The 22,121-nt window shown below is 71.5% G+C and carries 14 protein-coding genes; 9 read left to right on the top strand and 5 right to left on the bottom strand.

What is annotated here, in order from left to right:
* Window positions 1-8: 8 nt before the first annotated feature.
* On the top strand, window positions 9-2,987 hold the full coding sequence (locus ACF9IK_RS30850) for an FAD-binding and (Fe-S)-binding domain-containing protein (RefSeq protein WP_395297344.1): 2,979 nt from the start codon (window positions 9-11) through the stop codon (window positions 2,985-2,987).
* Window positions 2,988-3,169: 182 nt separating this feature from the next.
* Window positions 3,170-3,580, top strand: coding sequence for a PaaI family thioesterase (locus ACF9IK_RS30845; protein ID WP_395297343.1), 411 nt, complete (start codon window positions 3,170-3,172; stop codon window positions 3,578-3,580).
* Window positions 3,581-3,648: 68 nt separating this feature from the next.
* Here ACF9IK_RS30845 and ACF9IK_RS30840 read toward each other — a convergent pair whose 3' ends face one another.
* Window positions 3,649-4,119, bottom strand: coding sequence for a CBS domain-containing protein (locus ACF9IK_RS30840; RefSeq protein ID WP_395297342.1), 471 nt, complete (start codon window positions 4,117-4,119; stop codon window positions 3,649-3,651).
* 90 nt (window positions 4,120-4,209) lie between these two features.
* A complete protein-coding gene (locus tag ACF9IK_RS30835; RefSeq protein WP_395297341.1) occupies window positions 4,210-5,322 on the bottom strand; it encodes a slipin family protein in 1,113 nt (370 codons plus the stop codon).
* A gap of 211 nt (window positions 5,323-5,533) precedes the next feature.
* Between ACF9IK_RS30835 and ACF9IK_RS30830 the strand changes: the two genes are divergently transcribed.
* Window positions 5,534-6,349 carry a uracil-DNA glycosylase gene (locus ACF9IK_RS30830; RefSeq protein WP_395297340.1) on the top strand — a complete coding sequence of 272 codons (816 nt, stop codon included), beginning with the start codon at window positions 5,534-5,536 and terminating at the stop codon, window positions 6,347-6,349.
* A 70-nt stretch (window positions 6,350-6,419) separates the two neighbouring features.
* Here the strand turns inward: ACF9IK_RS30830 and ACF9IK_RS30825 are convergent, their stop codons facing one another.
* From ACF9IK_RS30825 to ACF9IK_RS30815, 3 genes are all read right to left on the bottom strand, one after another.
* Window positions 6,420-7,313, bottom strand: a complete 894-nt coding sequence (locus ACF9IK_RS30825) for a CHAD domain-containing protein (RefSeq protein ID WP_395297339.1) — start codon at window positions 7,311-7,313, stop codon at window positions 6,420-6,422.
* 229 nt (window positions 7,314-7,542) lie between these two features.
* A complete protein-coding gene (locus ACF9IK_RS30820; RefSeq protein WP_395297338.1) occupies window positions 7,543-11,301 on the bottom strand; it encodes a LamG-like jellyroll fold domain-containing protein in 3,759 nt (1,252 codons plus the stop codon).
* Window positions 11,302-11,531: 230 nt separating this feature from the next.
* On the bottom strand, window positions 11,532-11,933 hold the full coding sequence (locus ACF9IK_RS30815) for a hypothetical protein (protein ID WP_395297337.1): 402 nt from the start codon (window positions 11,931-11,933) through the stop codon (window positions 11,532-11,534).
* A 483-nt stretch (window positions 11,934-12,416) separates the two neighbouring features.
* On the opposite strand from ACF9IK_RS30815, the gene ACF9IK_RS30810 reads away from it, so the two are divergent.
* The 6 genes from ACF9IK_RS30810 (at window position 12,417) to ACF9IK_RS30785 (ending at window position 22,101) form a co-directional block, all read left to right on the top strand.
* Window positions 12,417-18,992: an RHS repeat-associated core domain-containing protein gene (locus tag ACF9IK_RS30810; protein ID WP_395297336.1), complete on the top strand. Its 6,576-nt coding sequence runs from the start codon at window positions 12,417-12,419 to the stop codon at window positions 18,990-18,992.
* Window positions 18,993-19,113: 121 nt separating this feature from the next.
* Window positions 19,114-20,307 (top strand): ISAs1 family transposase, encoded by a 1,194-nt coding sequence (locus tag ACF9IK_RS30805; RefSeq protein WP_395292209.1) that lies wholly within the window; start codon window positions 19,114-19,116, stop codon window positions 20,305-20,307.
* Between the two features lie 8 nt (window positions 20,308-20,315).
* Window positions 20,316-20,810 (top strand): hypothetical protein, encoded by a 495-nt coding sequence (locus ACF9IK_RS30800; RefSeq protein WP_395297335.1) that lies wholly within the window; start codon window positions 20,316-20,318, stop codon window positions 20,808-20,810.
* Window positions 20,811-20,894: 84 nt separating this feature from the next.
* Window positions 20,895-21,101 carry a hypothetical protein gene (locus ACF9IK_RS30795; protein ID WP_395297334.1) on the top strand — a complete coding sequence of 69 codons (207 nt, stop codon included), beginning with the start codon at window positions 20,895-20,897 and terminating at the stop codon, window positions 21,099-21,101.
* Window positions 21,102-21,240: 139 nt separating this feature from the next.
* Window positions 21,241-21,684, top strand: a complete 444-nt coding sequence (locus ACF9IK_RS30790) for a DUF6444 domain-containing protein (RefSeq protein WP_395297333.1) — start codon at window positions 21,241-21,243, stop codon at window positions 21,682-21,684.
* A 33-nt stretch (window positions 21,685-21,717) separates the two neighbouring features.
* Entirely contained in the window at window positions 21,718-22,101 is a 384-nt protein-coding gene (locus ACF9IK_RS30785) for a transposase (RefSeq protein ID WP_395297332.1), read from the top strand.
* Window positions 22,102-22,121: the final 20 nt, after the last annotated feature.

The following is a 22,121-nucleotide window of genomic DNA, read 5'->3' as shown; positions in this document are numbered from 1 at the left end:
GGACCCACGTGAGCCGACCGTCCGCCACACCCGGCGCCGACCTCGCCCGGGAGCTGGCCGCCACGCTGCGCGGCGACGTCCGCTTCGGCCCCGCCGAGCGCACCGTCTACAGCCACGACGCCTCCAACTACCGCCACCTGCCGCTCGGCGTGGTCAAACCCGCCGACCTCGACGACGTGCGCACCGCGCTCGCGCTCTGCCGCCGCTACCGGGTGCCGGTGGTGCCGCGCGGGGCCGGCACCAGCATCGGCGGGCAGGCGGTCGGGCCGGGCGCCGTCGTCCTGGACTTCCGGCGCCACCTGGGCGCGGTGCTCGACATCGACCCGCAGCGCCGCACCGCCCGGGTCGAACCGGGCACCGTGCTGGACGACCTCCAACGGGCGGCGCGCCCGTACGGGCTGCGGTTCGGACCGGACCCGTCCACGCACAGCCGGTGCACGCTCGGCGGGATGATCGGCAACGACGCCTGCGGCTCCCACTCGCTGGCCTGGGGGCGGACGGCCGACAACGTGGAGTCGCTCGACCTGCTGCTCGCCGACGGCACCGAACTGACCGTCGGCGGACCGCTCGGGTCGGCCGAACGCGCGGCCCTGCGCGCGCTCCCCGGGCGGACCGGTGCGCTCCACCGGGAGCTGCAGGACTTCACCGACCGCAACCTCGCCGCCATCCGCCGCGGCATGCCGGAGCTGCCCCGCCGCACCTCCGGGTACCCGCTGGACGCGCTGCTGCCCGAGCGCGGCCACCAGCTCGCCCGGGCGCTCACCGGTACCGAGGGCACCTGCGCGCTGCTGCTCGGCGCCACCGTCCGCCTGGTGCCGGAACCCGCCGCCCGCGTCCTGGTGGTGGCCGGCTACCCCGATGAGACCGCCGCCGCCGACGCCGTCCCGGCCCTGCTTCCGCTGCGCCCGCTCACCGCGGAGGGGATGGCCGCCGACCTGATCACGGCCCTGCTCGCCGCCGGGCCGCGCCCGCCCGCGCTGGACCGGCTGCCCGAGGGTGCCTGCTGGCTCTTCCTGGAGGCCGGCGGCGACACGGCCGCCGAGGCCCTGGACGCCGCCCGGGGGCTGGCGGACGCCGTCCGGCGCGAGCGCTCCGCCACCGTCGCCGTGGTCACCGACCCGGGCGAGCAGCGGCAGCTCTGGGCCGTGCGCGAGGCGGGGGCGGGGATCGTCACCCGCCTGCCGGCCGGGGCGGGCGACGCGGACGGCGGGTCCGGCTCCGGACCGGCCGCCGGCCTCGCCGACGCCGGGCCGGGCGGGCCTTCCGGCGCGGGCGACGTCGAGGCGTGGCCCGGCTGGGAGGACTCGGCCGTCCCACCCGAGCGGCTCGGCGACTACCTGCGCGACCTGCGGGCCCTGCTGCGCCGCCACAGCCTGCGCGGAGTCCCGTACGGGCACTTCGGCGAGGGCTGCGTCCACCTGCGGATCGACTTCCCTCTCGCCGAGCCCCAGGGCGTCCTGGTGTTCCGGGAGTTCATGGAGCAGGCCGCCGACCTGGCGGTCTCGCACGGTGGTTCGCTCTCCGGCGAGCACGGTGACGGGCAGGCCCGTGCCGAGCTGCTGCCCCGGATGTACCCGCCCGACATCATCGGCCTCTTCGCCGAGTTCAAGCGGATCTGGGACCCGGAGAACCTGCTCAACCCGGGCGCCCTGGTCGACCCGCGCCCGCTCGACGCCGACCTCCGCCAGGCCGGCCCGGTGCGCGAACTTCCCCTCGCCCTCCCCTACGAGCAGGACGGCGGCAGCCTGGCCAGGGCGGTGCGCCGCTGCATCGGCGTGGCCGCCTGCGTCGACACCACCACCGGGGTGATGTGCCCCAGCTACATGGCCACCGGCGAGGAACGGCACTCCACCCGCGGCCGGGCCCGGCTGCTCGCCGAGATGCTGCGCGGCGAGGCCGTCCCGGACGGCTGGCGCTCACCCGAGGTGCGCGAGGCGCTGGACCTCTGCCTCGGCTGCAAGGGCTGCGCGAGCGACTGCCCGGTCCACGTCGACATGGCCACCTACCGGACCGAGTTCCTGTACCAGCACTACCGGCGCCGGCCGCGGCCCGTCGCCCACTATTCGATGGGCTGGCTGCCGCTCTGGCTGCGGGCCGTGGCGCTCGCCCCCGCCGCGGCGAACCTGATCGCCCGCTCCCCGGCGGCCCGACCGCTGAAGCGGCTCGGCGGGATCGACCCGCGCCGGGTGGTGCCGGTCTTCCCGCCGGAGACCTTCACCCGCTGGTTCCGCCGCCACCGCACCGCGCGGCCCGCCCCGGCGGACGCCCGGCCGGTGCTGCTCTGGCCGGACACCTTCTCCGACCACCTCCAGCCGAGCGTGCTGCGCTCCGCCGTCGAGGTGCTGGAGCACCTGGGCTTCGACGTCCGGCTGCCGTCCGGGCCCGTCTGCTGCGGACTGACCTGGTACTCCACCGGCCAACTCGGCACCGCCCGGCGGGTGGTGCGGCGCAGCCTGGACGCGTTGGCCGATGCCGGTCTGCCCGCCGGCACCCCGGTGGTCGTCCTGGACCCGAGCTGCACCGCCACCCTGCGCGAGGACGTGCCGCGCCTGCTCGGCGCCGTCGGCCGACCGCTCGCCGAACGGACGCGCACCTTCGCCGAGTTCCTCGACGAGTACGCCCCCGGGGCCCCGCTCCCCCGGCTCTCGGCCGAAGCGATCACCCAGACCCACTGCCACCAGCACGCCGTCCTCGGCACCGCAGCGGACAGGCGGGTGGAGGCCCGGATCGGGCTGCGGAACCGGGTGCTGGACTCCGGCTGCTGCGGGCTGGCCGGCAGCTTCGGTTTCGAGCAGGGCCACTTCGAGGTGTCGGAGGCGATCGCCGAACGCGTCCTGCTCCCCGAGGTCCGGGCCGCGGCGCCGGACACCCTGATCCTGGCCGACGGCTTCAGCTGTCGGACCCAGATCTCCCAACTCGCCCAGGGACGCCGCGCCCTGCACCTCGCCGAACTGATCGCCCGCGCCCTCCGCGGACAACGGACGTGAACGGAGCCCCGAACGCGAGTTGGAGGCCCGGCCGATCCGAGTCCGCCGCGGCGGACGGGCCGGCAGGCGCGGCGGACGGGCCGGCAGGCGCGGCGGACGGGCGGCCGCCGCGGCTCCGGACTCGACACGCGTACGGAGTGAAGCCGCTGACAGCGGGTGCTCGCGGCGGCCACAATGGCGGGATGACCCTCACCACCGCCGAGGCGGACAAGATCCTGGCCGAGAACTTCGCCCCCTGGGTGCAGGCCCTCGGCCTCTCGGTGGCCGAGACCGGCCCGCAGCACGCGGTGCTCCGACTGCCCTGGTCCGACCAACTCGCCCGGGAGGGCGGCGGCCTGTCCGGTCAGGCCATGATGGCCGCCGCCGACACCGCGAGTGTGATCGCGGTGTCGGCGGCACGTGGCGGCTTCGGCCCGATGACCACCGTCCAGCAGTCCACGGGCTTCCAGCGGGCCGTCACCGGGCAGGACGTCCTGGTCCACGCCCGGGTCACCAAGCTCGGCCGGCGGATCGCCTTCCTGGACATCTCCCTGACCGCCGAGGGGCAGGACGAACCCGCCGCGCACGCCACCGCGGTGTACGCGCTGGCCTGAGCGGGGAACTCCTTCCGCCCGGCGGTCGGGCGGGTGCTCCGACGGGCGGGTGCCGCGGTGCGCGGGTACTACAGGGGAGTCGGGTACGGCTGCTCCATCTCCTTCGACTTCGGGTTGTCCTCCTCGCAGACCGCCGTGACGAACTCGGCCAGCCGCGCCTGCGGCAGGCCGCGCGCGATGTCGGCCTCGCTGATCATCCCGACGAGCTCGTGCTCGGGGTGGTTGATGACCGGCAGCCGACGCACCTTGTACTGCTCCATCACCCGCAGCACCTGCTCGGCGTCCTCGTCCGCCTCCACCGTCATCGGCCGCCCCTGGGCCAGTTCGCCCGCCGTCACGTGTTCGGGGTCGCGGCCCTCGGCGACGCACTTCAGCACGATGTCGCGGTCGGTCACGATACCCAGCAGCCGCTGCCGCTCACCACAGATGGGCAGGGCGCCGACGCCGCGGTCCCGCATGATCCGGGCTGCGGTGGCGAGGGTCTCGTGCTCGCGGATGCACTCCGCGCCCGGGTGCATGATGTCGCTGGCTCTGATCATGATCGGCCTCCTGACGTACCTGCCACTGGCGCTCACTCCATCCTGGTCCGGCCCCGCAGGCCTCGCCACCGGGCTCCGGCGCCTCGACCCTCACGCCTCCCCGGTGGGCCGCTCCTCCGGGCCCCGTTCACCCGAAGGCCGTTCACCCGAAGCCCGTTCGCCCGAGGCCCGTTCGCCACCGGACCCGCCGCCCGAGCGGTCCGGCACGCGGGCCGCGCCCGTCGTCCCGTTCACCGACCCGCCCGCCGAGCGCCCAGGAGGCCGCCCGGCCGCGGTCTCGGCGGCCCGACCGGACGGCGCGTCCAGTGGCGAACGGTCCAACAGTTCCTCCAGTGGCGGCAGTTCGAGCTGCTCGACACTCGGCAGCCGCCGCTCACCCGCGCCCGGCCCGGCCGTCGGCTCCCCTTTGCCGTCCGCCGGCGCCGACCGCCGCTGCTGCGCGTCGGCCGCGCTGTCCAGGAACCGCAGCAGCTCGACCGGGAACGGCAGCACCAGCGTCGAGTTCTTCTCCGCCGCCACCTCCACCACGGTCTGCAGCAGCCGCAGTTGCAGCGCCGCCGGGGTCTCGCTCATCACCGCCGCCGCCTCCGACAGCCGCGCGGACGCCTGGTACTCGCCGTCCGCCGTGATGATCCGCGCCCGGCGTTCCCGCTCGGCCTCCGCCTGCCGCGACATCGAGCGCTTCATCGACTCCGGAAGGGCAACGTCCTTGATCTCCACCCGGTCGATCTCGATGCCCCAGCCCAGTGCCGGGCTGTCGATCATCAACTCCAGGCCCTGGTTGATCGGTTCGCGGTTGGCCAGCAGGTCGTCCAGCTCGCTCTTGCCGATGATCGACCGCAGCGAGGTCTGCGCGACCTGGGAGATCGCGAACTTGTAGTCCTGCACGTTGACGGTCGCCTTCACCGGGTCGATCACCCGGAAGTAGACCACCGCGTCCACCCGCACGGTCACGTTGTCGCGGGTGATGCCCTCCTGTGCGGGGATCGGCAGCGTCACGATCTGCACGTTCACCTTGCGCAACCGGTCGGCCACCGGCATCAGTGTCACCAGGCCCGGCTGCCGGATCTCGTCCCGCACCCGGCCGAACCGGAACACCACGCCGCGCTGGAACTGCTGCACGACCCGGATGCTCAGACCGGCCACCACGGCACCGACCAGCAGCACTCCGACAATGACCCCCACCACGACATCGACGACCATCTCGGCCTCCTCGCGGGCACCGACGAGTCCCGGCCGTCGCTCTCCCGGCCCTGCCGGGGGCCGCCGGAGCAGCACCTTCCACGCTACGCCTGCGAGCACGGCACCGGGACGGGCCCGGCGAGGACGATCCGGGGCAGGCAGGCGCCGGACGGACCGCGCCCACCCCGCCACGACGACCGGAAGCCGACCGGAGAGGCCCTACGATCAAGCCATGCAGCCAGCCGCCCCCGGCCGCAGCCCCGGCCCCGCCACCGACCCGGACGACCCGCGCCACCCGGTCGCGGCCGCCGCCCGGGCCGACGGGCTCACCGCACTCGACCGCGTGGTCACCGGCTGCCGCGCCTGCCCCCGACTGGTCGCCTGGCGCGAGGAGACCGCCCGCACCAAACGCCGCGCCTACCTGGACTGGGACTACTGGGCCCGACCGATCCCCGGCTTCGGCCCGCCGGACGCCCCGCTCGTGCTGGTCGGCCTCGCCCCCGCCGCGCACGGCGCCAACCGTACCGGCCGGATCTTCACCGGCGACCCCTCCGGCGACCTGCTCTACGCCGCGCTGCACCGAATCGGGCTCACCAACCGCCCCGAGTCCGTCCGCCACGGCGACGGGCTGCAGCTGCACGGCGTCCGGATCACCGACCCGGTGCGCTGCGCGCCGCCCGACAACCGGCCGACCACCGCCGAACGCGACACCTGCCGCCCCTGGATCGTCCGCGAGCTGGAGCTGATGCGTCCCACCGTCCGGACGGTCGTAGCCCTCGGCGGGTTCGCCTGGCAGGCCCTCCTCCCGGTGATCACCGCGGCCGGCTGGGAGCTGCCGCGCCCCCGCCCGGTGTTCGGGCACGGCGCCCACCTCGTGCTGCCCGCCGGTGACGGCGGCCCACCCCTGGAGCTCTACGGCTGCTACCACGTCAGCCCGCGCAACACGAACACCGGCCGGCTGACCGCCGCCATGCTGCACGACCTGCTCCGCACGGCCGCCCGCTCGGCCGGACTGCAGCCGACCGGTCCCGGCCCGACCGGGGCGTGACGGCCGGGGCGCGACGGCCGGCGGGTCGGCAGGTCGGCAGGTCGGCCGCACCCGCGTTCCCGGTGTCGCCTCAGCCGAACCGCGCCAGCTTCCGGCCCGACGCCCCCGCCCAGACCGCCGGCAGCTCGCGCCGAGCCGCCTCGCCCGCCGCCAACTGCCACGCGTACAGCACGCCGTACCCGAACGCCTCGCCCGAGCGCTCCGCCTGCTCCCGCAGCGCGGCCTCCGCCACCACGGCGTCCTGATGCTCCCCGAGCACCTCCTGGACCGCCTTCATCCGTTCGACGTACCGCTCGGCCCTCCGGCCGACCGCCGGCACCGCCGTCTCCCCCGCGTACCGGGCCCGCTTCGCCGCCTTCCGGGCCTCGTGCAGTGCCCGGTCCTGCGCGGGCCCCTCCGCCGGCCCCTCCGCCAGTGCCGCCCGCACCCGCTTCGCCGTCCGGCGCTGCTCGCGAGCGGCGATCCGGGCCAGCTCGGGCCGGGCCGGGCGCCCGGCCCGGCCGCGCAGCGGCGGGTCGGCCAGCAGCGCGGCGAGGCCGTCCGCGAGGGCGCGCCGCCGCGGGCTGTCCAGCGCCGCGACCACCTCCGGCCACACCCGCCGGTACTCCTGCGCCGACCACCGCTCCAGTTCCCCCGCCACCCGGTCGGGTCCGCAGGGCGCCGGCAGCTCCCGCGCCCGCGCCACCAGCCGCTCGCCGAGCACCTCGCGGTCCCGCGCCCGCCCCAGGGCGGCCCCGAGCCACCGCAGCTCTGCCACCAGCTCGTCGGTGGCCCCGGCCGCGAACACGTACCGGAAGGTCCGCAGCGCGCTGCGCAGCCGCCGACACGCCACCCGCATCCGGTGCACGGCGTCCGGCTCGTCCGCACGTACCGCCTCGTCCAGTCCGTCCAGCACGGCGGCCTGCGTCCCGATCCGGTCGAGCACCGCCGCACCGACCGTGCGGCTGCGGTTCTGCGCACCCATGCGCTCACCCCTTCCTCGGGACCGCCGGGACTGCCTCGGGGCCGCCGGATCGCCTTCCAGGCTAGGTCCTCCCCCCGATCCGGGCACGAGACCGCCCCGACCGGCCCCGGCCGCAGCACGGCCACCCGGCGCGGAAGGCCGTGGCCTCCCCCGAGCGGGTGCTCGGGGGAGGCCACGGTGGAGCTGCGGGCGACGGCGGCCCGGGTTCACCCGAATCGGCGCCGACCGGTCAGGACGCCAGCTGCGCCCGGGCGAACCAGCGCTGGTTCGGGTTGCCACTGCACTGCCAGATCCCGAGGGCGGTGCCGTTCACGGTGTTCCACCCGGGAAGTTCCAGGCAGCTGTCGGCGCCCGGGTTGTACAGCGCCCCGTCGAAGCGCCGCACCCAGATCTGGCCCGGGTCACTGCCGTTGCAGGCCTGGACCTGGATCTTCGAGCCCCAGTGGGCGGGCTTGTCGGCGATGCCGAGACACCGGCTGTCGTCCCCGCGGACCTTGATCCTGCTGTCGGTCGTCAGCGTGAAGTGCTGCGGGTCTCCGTTCCAACAGTCGAAGACGGCCACCGACGCACCGACGGCGCCGCCCCAGTCGTCCATGCACTTGCCGGGGGCGTACGAGCTGTGGAGCTGGACCCGCGAGCCCGTGGTGGCGAGCGCGTTGGCCTGCGTCTCGGTGAACGCGTACGGGTAGACCCGGACGTCGCCGATCGCGCCGTTCAGCAGGCCCTCGGGGGTAGTGAAGCGGGAGGTGACCGCACCGCCGACGTTCAGGCTGCCGGTGGCCTTCCAGGTGTTGGGCACCCGTGCCGAGCCGGTGGCGCGCCCGTTGACGTAGAGGGTGATCGTCCCGGCCTGGGCGTTGTAGATGCCCACCAGGTGGGTCCAGACACCGAGGTCCGGCTCATGGTCGTCCACCGCGCTGTAGTACGCACCGGTGTTGAGGTAGTCCTCGTGCGGCAGGACGAGCGCCCACTTGCCGAACGCGGCCGAGTACTGCAGATAGAACGGGCTGCGCTCGGCCCCGGTCAGGGTGACGACGTTCTGGTAGCCATTCCGGTTGTTGAGCTTGACCCAGGCGGCGACGGTGTAGCTCTTGGTGGTGTCGATGTTGGCCTGGTTGGTGGAGCGGTAGAAGGTGGACGAACCGTCGAAGACGGTCGCCCGGTCGGCCGCGCCGTTGTGGTCGGCGGTGCGGGTGAACGCGCTCGGGTAGAGCGGGTTCTCCGGCTTCGCGCTCGGCCTGGTGGGATCGGCGTAGTTGGAGTCCGCCTTGTTCTGCGCGTCGAGCGAGTACCAGAGCGGGTTCACCGCGGTGTTGGCGACCGTCTCGGGCCCGACCTGCCAGGCGAAGCCGGGGGCGGCGGTGCCCGGGCCGGTGGTCTCGCCCCACCAGATGTCGACCGTTCCGTCCCCCCGCGTGCCCCACAGGGTCGGGAAGCCCTTGCCGGTGAGGTCGCCGTCGGAGCCCATGGTCGGCCAGACGTCGACCGGCACGCCGCCGATCCTGGACGTGGTGGCGATCCCGGTCAGGGTCGGAACCGTGACGGGCTGGCCGGTCGCGTCGACCATCGGACGCCCGTTGCCGTCGGTCGCGGGAACCGTGCCGGTGGTAAAGGTGTGGGCGAGGAGATCGCCCTTGGCCCCGTCCGCGGCCGCCTCCAGGTTGCGGCTCCAGAGGCCGGGGTGGCCCTGCTTGGCCCAGTCGCCGGGGGTGATGAGCTCCTTGTCCTTCCAGCCGGAGGCGGCCAGGCGGACGGGCTTGCCGAGGACGTTGCCGGCGGTCGCCGGGTAGTACCAGAGCGCGGCGTCGGTGCCGTTCTCGGTGCTCTCGACGGTGAGCAGGCCGCTCTTGTTCTTGAACTGCAGCTTGTAGTCGAGGTCGGTGGTGACCGGGTCGCCGAGGGCGGCCACGCGCAGGGTCTTCGACCAGTCGTTGGCGTTGTAGTCGGCCGCGGTCCGCCAGGAGCAGTCCTCGGTGGCCGTCGGGGCGCACTTCGGCTTGGCGAGCAGGGTCCTGGAGTCGACGCGGCCGTAGTAGCCGGTGTTACCGGGGTTGCCGTAAATCCAGAGGTTCTTGTCTCCAGGGGCGTGGGCGACGATGTCGTCGACGTTGTTGCCGCCGGTGAACGTGCCGCGGTGGGCGAACTGGATGTCGCCCCAGCCCTGGCCGGTCGGCGAGTCCTCACGCTTGGCGACCAGGGAGACGGCCGGGCTCTTCGCCTGCGGGTTGCCGGGCACGGTGTAGGCCCGCAGGTCGCCCGCCTGGTCGGGCGTCACGATGTCTGGTGCGCTGTCACCCGTCACATCGCCGAAGACCGGCGGCGGGCCGTCCGGGTTCCACGGCACGTAGAACGCGTACTGGGCCACCGGCGAGACGTTGCGAGCGTTGTCCATCACCTGGATGTAGCCGATGTTGGTGCCCCAGCGGCCCGGCAGGACGCTGATCCCGCCCTGCGGCAGGCTGCCGCCGCACTGCCACTCGACGCCGGCGAACTGGGGCTCCCAGGCGAAGCGGGCGCACATCACACCGGACGGGGTGCCGCCGTCGGGGGCGTTGTCGACCGCGGTGAACGGGACGATGCCCCACTCGCCGGAGCGCTTCTTGGTGACCTGGCCGTTGCCCGACGGCGGGAAGCGATCGGCCAGTTCGGCGTCGCTCAGCGTGCTGTGGACGTCCGGGACGGAGATGCTCGGCGGCGTCAGGTCGACGCCGAAGCGGCAGGTCGGGGTCGAGTTGGACATCCCGATCAGCTTGTCGGTGGCGTGCGTGCTCCAGCCGTAGACGTGACCGTCCTTGATCACGTCGCCGCGGACGCCGAAGGCCGCGTTCCCACCGTTGCCGACCTCGCCGGAGAAGCCGGAATCGACGTCGGGGATGCCCGGCAGGCTGTAGTCCCAGATGTGCGTCCAGGAGTAGAGGCTGTTCTGGACGGGGCTGTGCACGGTCGCGTTGAGCGTGACCGCGCCGTTGAAGTTGCTGCCTGCGCTCATCCAGGCCAGCGAGGAGCCGTCACAGCCCTGGTTCTCCGCCCACGGCACCGTCGTGGCCGGGGCCGGCCAGGCATACGGGTTGGTGGGGGTGTCGGGGGCGCGGTCGTACTCGACGGTGATCACCGGGCGGTAGTCGAGCCGCTTGAAGCCCAGCCGGTTGACCTCGTCCCGGGCGAACACCCCGAAGGTGAGGGTGTCACGGGACGGCGCGTAGTCCCGGAACGTTGAGGTGATGTCGTAGCTGAACGCCACGTTGTCGTGGCAGCCCTGGCCGCCGGAGCCGGCGACCTCCGCCTCGCCGATCCGCCCGCCGCCGACCACGCCTGGCGGGTTCCCCCAGGTGGTCTTGTCATCGATCGGGCCGGTCAGGTAGAGGTCCAGCCAGTACTTGTCGGTACAGGAGTAGTTCGAGGACTCGTACTCCCAGGCCGTCAGGGTGGCCTTGTTGACGACGGTCCCGCCGTAGCCGCGGGTGTCGAACTGGAAGTAGGAGCGCTCGACGCCCTTGTCGGTCAGGTAGCCCTGGTAGCCGACGCCCGGGCGGGCGTACTGCCCGTTGGTGGCGGTGGTCTGCCCGAAGCGGGATGTGCCCGGGTAGGCCGACTGGGTCCAGGTCCAGGCGTTGCCCTCTCGGCGGTCGGGGATCCAGCCCGGGTCGATGAACCAGGGGCCCTGGCCCTTGCCGAGCACGGAGTCGTCGGTGGTGAGTTCGATCGCGTCACCGGTGACGGTGGCCTGCACGGCGGTGACATTGGCACCCGCGGCGGGACCGTCGGCGGTGCTGACCTTCTCCGACTTGGCGGCGACGCCGACCAGGGCACCGCCACCTGGGGCGGCCTGCACGGCCTTGGCGCCGTTGGCCGCCAAGGCGGCGGGGGCCGACGGCGCCGGGGTGCCGGCGGAGCTGTCCCACATCTGCGGGGTCGGGGCGTGCCAGCGGGTGACGCCGTCCTTGGTGGTGGCGGTCAGGTTGCCGGCTGCGTCGGCCTTGACCGACACTCCCTTGCCGCTGGTGCCGAAGCGGACCTTCTTGAGCTTCGGATTCTTGGCCGCCTCGACCGTCTTGACGATCAGGACGGTACTGAGGCCGCCGAACTTGTCGGCGGTGACCTTCAGGTCGATACCGGGGGCGACCTCGGGATAGACCAGGCCGTCACCGTCCTCGTCGGTGGTCGGTTCGGTGAGCGGGAACGGTGAGTCAATCGAGAGGGTCTCGCCGTCGGCGCTCGTCAGGGTGCCGAGCGGCCCGCTGCGCCACCGGACAGGTGCACGCCGGAGGCGGCGTTGCGCGGCTGGAATCCGCCCGCGGGGTCGGCGACGAGCTTGGCGTCGAGCGCGGCCCAGCTGCCGTCCTGCTGCTTGGCACGCTGCTGGTCAGAGTGCTGGGTACGGGAAAGGTGCCCCTCGGGGGTGGCCACCGTCTCACTGAACTCGTCCGTCAGCTCCGGCACGGAGACCGGCTTCCCGGTCGCCCTCGCCTGGGCGATCGCCTTGTCGGCCGCGGTGACGGCGGGCTGCTCCTTGGCGCGTTCGGCATCGGCGGCGGCCATGGTGGCAGCGAGGCTCGGCGGAACGCCGGCGCCGGACTGGTTGGCGGCGGGCGCGGAGTCGGCGAACGCGACGGGCGCCACGGAGGTCAGGGCCAGGACGAGCCCGACGGCCGCGGCGGACCCTCGCGGCGACGGATTTCTCGAACGGAGGTGTGCGCCGGAGCGGGCCCCGGGCGAATCGGCAGACATCGGTGAAGTCCCCCCACGCAATGACGAATCGGCTGCTCTGGGCGATCCGTGAAGATCTAGAGCAGAGGTCGCCAGGCAAGCTGTCGAAGTTACCGACGGTTCGTCAAGCTCATTATGCTGCAGGGCTGTCCGCTTTGAACGCAGGCGAACCGCTTTGGCTCCGATGTGACGTCGATCACCATGGGGATAGGTCGACAATCTGCTCGACCTGACCGCCGTCGAAGTCCTACTGTCCGCCACAGTCGTGCACATGCGCGTCATTCGACGCCTCGTCACTACGTGGGGGTAGCGGTGTCCATTCGTCATGCCCGTTCAGTCTGGTCGGCGCGAAGGGGGGCACCTCCACAGAGTTCGAGGAGAACGCGTCTGGCCTTCATGACCTCACTGGCGCTGCTGGGTGCTCTGGTGGCGCCCGTTGCGCCGGCGTTGGCTGCGCCGGTGGCGGACAAGAACAAGGACAAGGTGTGGTCGCCGCCGAACACGCCGTTGCCGAAGACGCCGTCGGTGGCGGGTTCGGTGGAGAAGCCGAAGTCGGTTGCGGCGAAGAAGGGTTCGCCGGACTGGGTGCCGCCGAAGGCCGCGGCGAAGGTGGCGGCGGGTTCGGCGGTCGCGTTGCTGGACGCGGCGCCGGCGGTGGGCGCTCAGGCGGTCCGCAAGGGTGCGGACGGCGTCGAGGTGCGGGAGCCGGCGGCGGGGGCGTCGAAGCAGGCCGGTGAGCTGCCGGTGTGGCTGGCTCCGGTCGCGCCGGATGGCGGGGCGGCGAAGGCGGCGGGCGCATCGGCCGCCGATGCCGCGCCGGCCAATCCGCCGGTGAAGGTGGCCGTCGCGGATGCGAAGGCGGCTTCGGCGGCGGGTGTGCAGGGTGCGCTGGTGTCGCTGGCCCGCAACGAGCAGGCGGATGCGGCGAAGGTCCGGGTGGGCCTGGATCTGTCGGGTGTCGGCTTCGGTGGTGACTTCGCGCAGCGGGCGCGGCTCGTCTCGCTTCCCGCGTGTTCGCTGACCACGCCGGAGGTGGCGGGCTGTCTGGAGCGTACGCTCGTTGCGTCGCACTATGACGTGCAGGCGAAGCGGCTCGTCGCGGACGTCGATCTGCCCGCGGTCGAGGTGGCGTTGACGAAGGGCCAGCAGGCGGATGCCAAGTCGGCTGACCTGGCACCGTCCGGGGCGTTCACGTCCTCCGCTGCGCCGATGGTGCTGGCGGCCGAGGGTACCCCGTCCAGTGGTCTGGGTACGTACTCTGCGACGTCGTTGTCGCCGAGTCAGGCGTGGACGGCGGGCAGCTCGTCCGGGTCGTTCACCTACAGCTATCCGATCCAGGTGCCGCCGACGCTGGGCGGTTCCGCGCCGCAGGTGGCGCTGGGCTATGACTCGGCGTCGGTGGACGGGCGGACGTCGTCGACGAACGCGCAGGCCTCCTGGATCGGTGACGGCTGGGACCTGAGCTCCGGGTTCGTGGAGCGTTCCTACCAGGCGTGTGACAAGGCGGGGATCGCGGGTTCGGGTGACCAGTGCTGGGGCGGGGCGAACCTGACCCTGTCGCTGGGCGGCCACTCCGGCGAGCTGGTCCCGCACGACGCCTCCTGCGTGTCTGGAGACCCGAAGAACGAGCAGTCCACGTGCACGTGGCGGCTGAAGAACGACGACGGCACGAAGGTCGAGTTCCTGACCGGTGCCACGAACGGCACCTGGAACGGTTCGTACCTGAAGGTGACCGACACCGCCGGCACCGTGTACTACTTCGGTCTGAACCATCTGCCCTCCGCCACCGGCGCCCCGACCACGGTCGGCCCGGAGTCGAGGTCGGCGTGGACGGTGCCGGTGTACTCGCCGAACGCGGGTGACCCGTGCTACGACGCGGCCAAGGGCAAGGGCTCGTGGTGCCAGACCGCGTGGCGCTGGAACCTCGACTACGTCGTGGACGTCCACAACAACCTGACCACCTACACGTATGCGCCGGAGACCAACTGGTACGCGCGCGGCGGAGGCCAGAACCGCGGCTCGGGCACGAACACCGAGTACACCCGCGGCGGCACGCTCGCCTCGATCGCCTACGGCCAGCTGCTCTCCGACCAGCTCGGCGCCAACGGCGCCTACCAGGCGGCGTCCAGGATCGACTTCGGCATCGGTGAGCGCTGCGTGGCCGGCGAGGCGGCCTGCGCACCCACCCAGCGCACGGCGGCCAACGCCTCGAACTGGCCGGACGTTCCGCTGGACAAGCAGTGCGCCGAGCAGGGCACCTGCTCGAACTACGGGCCGAGTTACTGGTCGACGCAGTGGCTGAACACCATCACCACGTCGATCCGCTCGGGCGGCGCCTACCGTCCGGTGGACCGCTACGAGCTTGCGCACGTGTTCAAGTCGCCGTCCAACTCGGGTGAGAACACGCAGATCCCGTGGCTGCAGACGGTGAAGCGGTTCGGCAAGGACACCTTCAACGGGCAGAGTGAGCAGGAGCTGCCGGCGGTCACGTTCGCGGACCTGTTGCTGCCCAACCGGGTGGATGGCCTGGTGCCGGCCCGGCCGCGCTACAACCGGCCGCGCATGGAGCTGATCACCACCGAGACCGGCGGCACGATCGGCGTGGAGTACAAGCAGAACTCCTGCCAACGCACGACGGGGAAGATGCCGGCCTCGCCGGACAGCAACACCTTGGCCTGCTACAACGTGAAGTGGTACGACACGGGTGTGGCGGCGATGGTGGACGACTGGTTCCTGCGCTACCCGGTCGCCTCCGTCACGGTGGACCCGAACTCCAACCTCATCGCGGGCGCGCTGACGAAGACCACCGCCTACGAGTACGGTGACGCCGCCTGGCACCGCAACGACGGTGCGCTGGTCGATGACAAGTCCCGCACCTGGGACCAGTTCCGTGGGTTCACGAAGGTCACCGCGGTGACTGGCTCCGGCCAGGACGGCAAGAAGTCCAAGACCTCGACCAGCTACTACCAGGGCATGGACGGCGACCTGAAGGCCGACGGCACGGCCAAGTCCGTCTCGGTCGCCGGTCCGACCAGCGGTGCCAAGACCGACTCCGACTGGCTGTCCGGCCGGGTGCTGGAGTCCGACGTCTACGCCGACGCCGACGCCACGGCGCCGGAGTTGTGGACCGTCAACACCAGCAGCGGACCGTCCGACACGGCCACGCACAAGCGCACCGGCCTGCCGGACCTGGTGGCCCGCTACGCGGCGACCACCTCGACCAGCGTGAGCACGGCGAAGACTACCACCGGCACCCGCACCACCTCGACGGTGACCATCACCGACAAGGACCACAGCAACCGGGTCAAGACCAAGCTCAGCGCCGCCGACGGCACGCCGGACCTGTGCATACGCAACTCCTATGCCAACGGCGGTAACGCGCAGATGACCGGGCTGGTCTCCGAGGCCCTGACCGTCTCCGGTGCGAACGCCTGCACCGTGACGGCCACGTCCGCCAACACCGTCGCGGGCACCCGCACCCTCTACGACGGCCAGGCGTTCGGCAACGCCGCTGCCAAGGGCGAGGCGACCGGGACCCAGGTCCTCGACCGCTACGACGGCTCCGGCACTGCCCAGTATGTGACCACCAGCACCATGACCTACGACGCGTACGGCCGCACGACCAGTGCGACCGATGTGACCGCCACGGACAGCGCCAACCCGAACGGCGCCACGGTGGTCACGAGCTACAGTTCCGCGAACCCGGGTGAGCTGCCGAATCAGACCGTCACAGGCACGCCGGCCCCGGCGGGTGCGCCGGACGCCGGCGCGAAGCGCAACACCACCGTGACACTGAACCCGGCCCGCGCGCTGCCGCTCACCACCACCGACCCCAACGCCCGTACTGTCACCCAGTCCTACGACGGGCTGGGCCGGCTGAGGGCGGTCTGGACGCTGGGTCGGGCGACCAGTGAGAGTGCCAACTACACGTTCGACTACAGCGTGGACGGCACCGCAAGGCCCTCGGCGATCACCAGCCGCACGCTGCGCTCGGGTGGGAAGGACGCCGTGTCCACGCAGATCATGGACGGTCTGGGTCGGGTCGTGCAGACCCAGACGGATCCGGCGATCTCCGCCTACCACGGCCGGCTGGTCACCGACACGTTCTACGATTCGCAGGGCCGCACCAACCGCACGTTCAACACGTACTACGACGACACGTCCGGCCCGGGCACGGTGCGGTTCAAGGCGACCGCGGCGCAGGTCCCGGGTCAGACGTACACCGAGTTCGACGGCATGGGCCGTGCGGTGAGCTCGCAGTTCATCGCCCTGGGCGTGGCGCAGAACACCACGACCACCGCCTACCCGGGCGCGGACCGCATCGACGTGACCCCGCCGGCCGGGGCGACTGCGACCAGCACGGTGACCGACGCGCGTGGCCGCAGTGCCCAGTTGTGGCAGTACCGGACCCCGGGCGCGACCGGCCGGCAGACCGACGCGGACGTCACCACCTACACCTACACGCCGGGCGGCCAGGCCGCCACGCGCACGGATGCGGCCGGGAACTCCTGGAGCTACGGCTACGACCAGCGCGGCCGCCAGGTCCGCGCCGACGACCCCGACACCGGTGTCTCCACCCGCACCTACGACAGCGCCGGCCACCTGGCAACGACCACGGACGCACGGGGTCAGAGCGTGGCGATCACCTACGACCTGCTCGGCCGCAAGACCGGCACCTACAACGGCACCGTCAGCCCGGCCAACCAGCTCACCGGCTACACCTACGACACCGTCGCCAAGGGCCAGCCGGCGAGTTCGACCCGCTACGTCGGCGGCGCCACCGGCGCGGCCTACACCAAGGCCGTCACCACGATGGACCAGGCGTACCGGCCAACCAAGACCACCGTCTCCATCCCCGGCAGTGAGATCGGCCAGAGCGGGCAGAAGACCTTCGAGTACGAGGCCGTCTACGACCCGATCACCGGCGCCATGACCAACGAGTACCGGGCCGCCGCCGGCAACCTCGCCGACGAGTCCATCAACTACAAGTACGAGGCCTATGGGCTGCTGCACGACATCGGCGGGGCGGGTGACGTCTATCTGCGTCAGTCGGACTGGGACGCCTACGGGCGCAACATCCGCTCGACGGTGAACCCGTTCGGCTGGCAGATCGTCGCGACGAACACCTACGACGAGTCCACCGGGCGTCTGCTGACCCAGTACATCGACAAGCAGACCTCCACCACCGGCACCGTCCAGAACACCACCTACGCCTACAACCAGGCCGGCCAGATCACCGCGATCCGCACCATCCCGAACAACACCCCCGCGGCGACCGACCTGCAGTGCTTCACCTACGACCACCTCGGCCGCCTCACCACCGCGTGGAGCGACACCGGCCGCCTCGACCAGCCCACCCCCTCCCTCGCCGGACAGGGCGCCTGCGCCAACACCACCCCCACCAGCGGGGCCACCGCCCCGGCGAAGACCACGGTCGGCGGCAGCGCCGCCTACTGGCAGGACTACTCCTACGACCTGACCGGCAACCGCACCAAGCTGATCAACCACGACCCCGCCGGAGACGTGGCGAAGGACCTCAAGACCGAGCAGACCTTCCCCGCCCCCGGCACCCGCAACACCCCCACCACCGCGGCCGGAACCGGCGGCGGCACCGGCGGCCCCCACGCCCTCACCACGGCCAAGAACACCTTCGGCTGGAGCCCGGGCACCCAGGGCAGCGACCAGTACGACGCCGCCGGCAACACCACCAAGATCACCAACCCCGGCGGTAACAAGGAACTCAAGGCCGGCTTCACCCTCAAGTCCGGTGAGACCGTGCGCTCCAACGGCGCCCAGCTCACCATGCAGACCGACGGCAACCTCGTCCTGACCTCCCTGCGCTCCGGCCAGGCCGTGTGGGCCACCAACACCCAGGACCACCCGGGCGCCTGGGCGACCATGCAGGACGACGGCAACTTCGTCGTCTACGACCCCCAGCGCATCGCCCTCTGGTCGTCGAAGACCTACGTGGGTGCGGGCAGCGGCTACTTCGCGGTACTGCAGGACGACGGCAAGTTCATCGTCTACGCGCCGGGCTGGCAGTCCAAGTGGAGCACTCCCACGTGGAGTGCGGTCGACGCCGCGAACGGCGCGACCCTGACCTGGGACGTCGAGGGCAAGCTCGCCTCACTCACCCAGGGATCCGCCACCACCAGTTATGTCTACGACGCCGACGGCAACCAGCTGATCCGCCGCAACCCCGGCAAGGTCACCGTCAACCTCGGCGGCGGTGACGAACTCACCTACGACACCAACAGCAAGACCAGCACCGGAACCCGCTACTACACCATCCCCGGCGGCATCACCCTCGTCCGCCAGGGCCCGGACAAGCTCACCTACCAGTTCTCCGACCACCACGGCACCAACTCTCTTTCCCTCGACCGCGACTCCCTCGCCGAGACCCGCCGCACCACCGACCCCTTCGGCAACCTCCGCGGCCCCGGCTCCCTCACCACCCCCTGGGCCGGCGACAAGGGCTACGTCGGCGGCCTCAAGGACGACACCACCGGCTTCACCAACCTCGGCGCCCGCCAGTACCAGCCCACCACCGGCCGCTTCCTCAGCCCGGACCCGATCTTCGACGCCGGCGACCCACTCCAGTGGAACGCCTACGCCTACAGCAACAACAACCCCGTCAACCGCTCCGACCCCAACGGCCTCAAATCCGAAGAATGCGGCACCCTCTACAAGTGCGGCCCCGCCGGAACCATCACCATGGCCAACCATGCCGAAACCACGGCGAAGAGGGTCGACGACTCCGCGTACGACCGCCTCGTCTGGAGCGCTCCCGGCTTCAAGAAGGAGATTCCTGAACGGGTCCGCTTGCAGCAGACCCGGAAGGAGCACGAGCGGGCGAACCGCCCCAACTGCAGCAAGCTCTGCCAGACACTCGGATACACCAGCGACAACGATCCGGGGATGCAGAGGCTTCAGAAGTCCCTGACCGAGCAGGGCGCGAGCGTTCTCGGGTGACGAGACGTCACAGTTGTGACGAAGTAGGAGGGTTGTCCGCTTCGCCGGTGTGGTGAAACGGGACGCGGCTCCGGATGATCAAGGTGTCGAAGCCGTTGATCACAACCGAAGCCGCGTCTGCATGCCATCCTCCCTGATCTCCACCGTCACCCGCCACCAGGACCACATGCCGGGCGATCTGACCGGCGACGCCGAGCGCCTGATCACCCTGGCCGAGGTCCTGGACCGCCTGCCGGACCCGCGCCGCACGCGGGGGCGCCGCTACCGACTGGGCGCCCTGCTCGTGCTGTGCGCCACCGCGGTAATGGCCGGGGCGTCCACCTGGGCCGCCATCGTCCGCTTCGCCGCCGGCCTCGACCCGGTGCTGCGCGAGCGCATCGGCCTGGTCCGCGGCATCCCGCGCACCAGCACACTGGCCCGCCTCCTCGCCCGCCTCGACGGCGACGCGCTCGACGCGGCACTGGGCGCCTGGCTGCAACTGCAGCACACCGACCCACTCACCGGCCCAGTCCCGGCAGACGCACCGGTCAAACGGGACGCGGTCTCGGTCGACGGCAAGACCTTGCGCGGCTCGCGAACCCGCGAGCGCCGGGCCGTCCACCTGCTCGCCGCGTCGATCCACGGCACCCGCGCCGTCATCGCCCAGCGGCAGGTCGACTCCAAGAGCAACGAGATCACCGCGTTCCGCCCGCTCCTCGGACCCCTCGACCTGGCGGACAAGGTCGTCACCTTCGATGCCCTGCTCACCCAGCACGACCACGCCCGCTTCCTGGTCGAGGAGAAGAACGCGCACTACATCGCCCTGATCAAGGGCAACCACCCCACCCTGCACGCCCAGTTGAAGAAGCTCCCCTGGAGTGAGGTCCCGCTCATGGACAAGACCCGCGCCATCGCTCACGGCCGCGACGAGATCCGCCGCCTGAAGGCCGCCACCGTCCCCGACCTTCCCTTCCCCCACGCCGACCAGGTCCTGCAGATCGTGCGCCGCCGTCGCGTCCTGAGCACCGGCAAACTCACCGTCGAACGCATCTACGCGCTCACCGACCTGACGATGCACGAGGCCACGGCCGCCCACCTCGCCGAACACGTACGCGAACACTGGGGCGTCGAGGCCCTGCACCACCTGCGTGACGTCACCCTCCGCGAGGACGCCTCCAAGATCCGCACCGGCAGCGCACCCCGCATCATGGCCGGTCTGCGCAACACCGCCCTCGCGCTCGCCGAGCTCGCCGGCTGGCACAACCACGCCGCGGCAGTCGATCACTACAGGTCACGCCCCGACCACGCACTCGACCTGATCAAGCCCACAACCTGAGAAAGCTCATGCCCTGCCTGACCGAGAAGCCCAAGTACATCGACAAGTACAACGGCGACCCCGGAAACCAATTCCAGCCCGGACCTTTCCTTAAGAAGGTCTACCAGCACGTGTACGTCAGCGGAAGCTACTGCATGGTCCTTTGCGTGAACGCCAGTTTCCAGGGCGGAAAGGCCTCCGTCTCCTTGACGGGTGGCCTCACCTTCGACACGCTCAAGAGCGCAAGGAATCCATTCAGCTTCAAGGGTGGAGCATTCCTGGGAGTTTCGGCCGGATGGAACACCGCCACCCCGGACGACAACGCCACCACAATCAGCGGAGTCACAGTCGCGGACGGCTGGATCGGAGGGTCATATTCGTACGAGAGAGGCCCCGAGGGAAATTCATTCCACCAGTTCGGCTGGGCTGGAGGAGCCGGCGTGGCAGTACAGGGCCCACCATTGATCGGGTTTCACTTCGGCGCGGGAGGATCTGGATGGGACGTCAATGAGCCCCCGAAGTGATGCCCGCCTGCTAGGCTGTGCTCATTCGGCAGGCACTCGCGCCGACCGTCGACGCTTCTAAGGAACGACTGTGGGGGAGCACTCGTGGAGTTCCTGGTCTGTTTGATTCCCCTGCTCCTTGGCATCGCCGTCGTCACGGACTTCCGAGGGATCAGCAGGTTCTTCATGCAGCCGAGCGGTAGGTCCTCGACGAAAGGGCCTGCCCGTGTTCACCTCCTCGCGGGCTGGGTGTTCATCGCCATCTCGGCGTACGGCCTTGTCTATGGCGTGATCGACCTCGCCAAGGGCTGAACGAGGGCAAACGGGAGTGCCCCGTCCGGCTACCAGACGGGGCACTCCCGTTTGCTCACCCTGCGTAGCTGTTCACATGGAGTGGCTTGCGGGATCACCGTCTCGGTGACGGCTGGCGCCGTGGGTCGTTGAACATGCCGTGGACATCGAGCCGGAGTCGCTGAGCCGCAATGAATTGGTCGCCACGCTGGTGGCGGCCCTCGGCCGGATCGAGGAGCTGACCGCGCGGGTTGCCGAGCTGGAGGCCCGCGTGCGGCGGGACTCGTCGAACTCCTCCCGGCCGCCGTCGTCGGACGGCCCGTACCGCAAGCCGCAGCCCAAGGCGTCGGCGATGCGCAAGAAGTCCGGGCGTAAACCGGGCAAGCAGCACGGCGATCCCGGGACGACCCGCCGCCAGGTCGCCGACCCCGACGAAGTCATCGAGTGTGCTCCTGCAGAGTGTGCTGGGTGCGGAACCGATCTGGCCGACGCGGCAGTGTTCGGGATGTCCAAGCGGCAGGTGTTCGAGGTGGCCCCGCCTCCGCCGCCGATGGTCACCCCTCTCTGTCAGCCTTGGGTGAGACGTTCCGCTTTGTCGGGTTAGCCTGAGAGGGCCCGAGTAGGAGTTCCACCCCTGATGACCAGCACCAAGCCGTCCGCGTCCGCCCCGGCTCCCAGGCCGAAGCGCCGCACCTTCACGCCCGAGTACAAGCTGCGGATCGTCGCCGAGTACGACGCCGCGCCCGAGGGCGAGAAGGGCGCGGTCCTGCGCCGCGAGCGCCTCTACCACTCCCACGTCACCGAGTGGCGGGCCGCGCGCGACGCCGGGGCCCTGGAGAACCTGGTCGACCGCCGCACGAGCCCGGCCCGCCCGAAGAAGTCCGCCACCGAGGCGGAGAACGAGAAGCTGCGCCGCCAGGTGGAACGGCTGGAGAGGGAGCTCGCCCGGAACAAGGCCGCGCTGGAGGTCCTGGGAAAAGCGTCGGCGCTCTTGGAAATGATCTCCGAGAGCGCGGACTGACGCACGCCGCCGACCCCGTC

The organism is Kitasatospora hibisci (assembly GCF_043950205.1).
GTDB lineage: Bacteria > Actinomycetota > Actinomycetes > Streptomycetales > Streptomycetaceae > Kitasatospora > Kitasatospora hibisci.
Note: the sequence above shows the minus strand (reverse complement) of the source record. Positions and strands in the feature narration are given on the sequence as shown.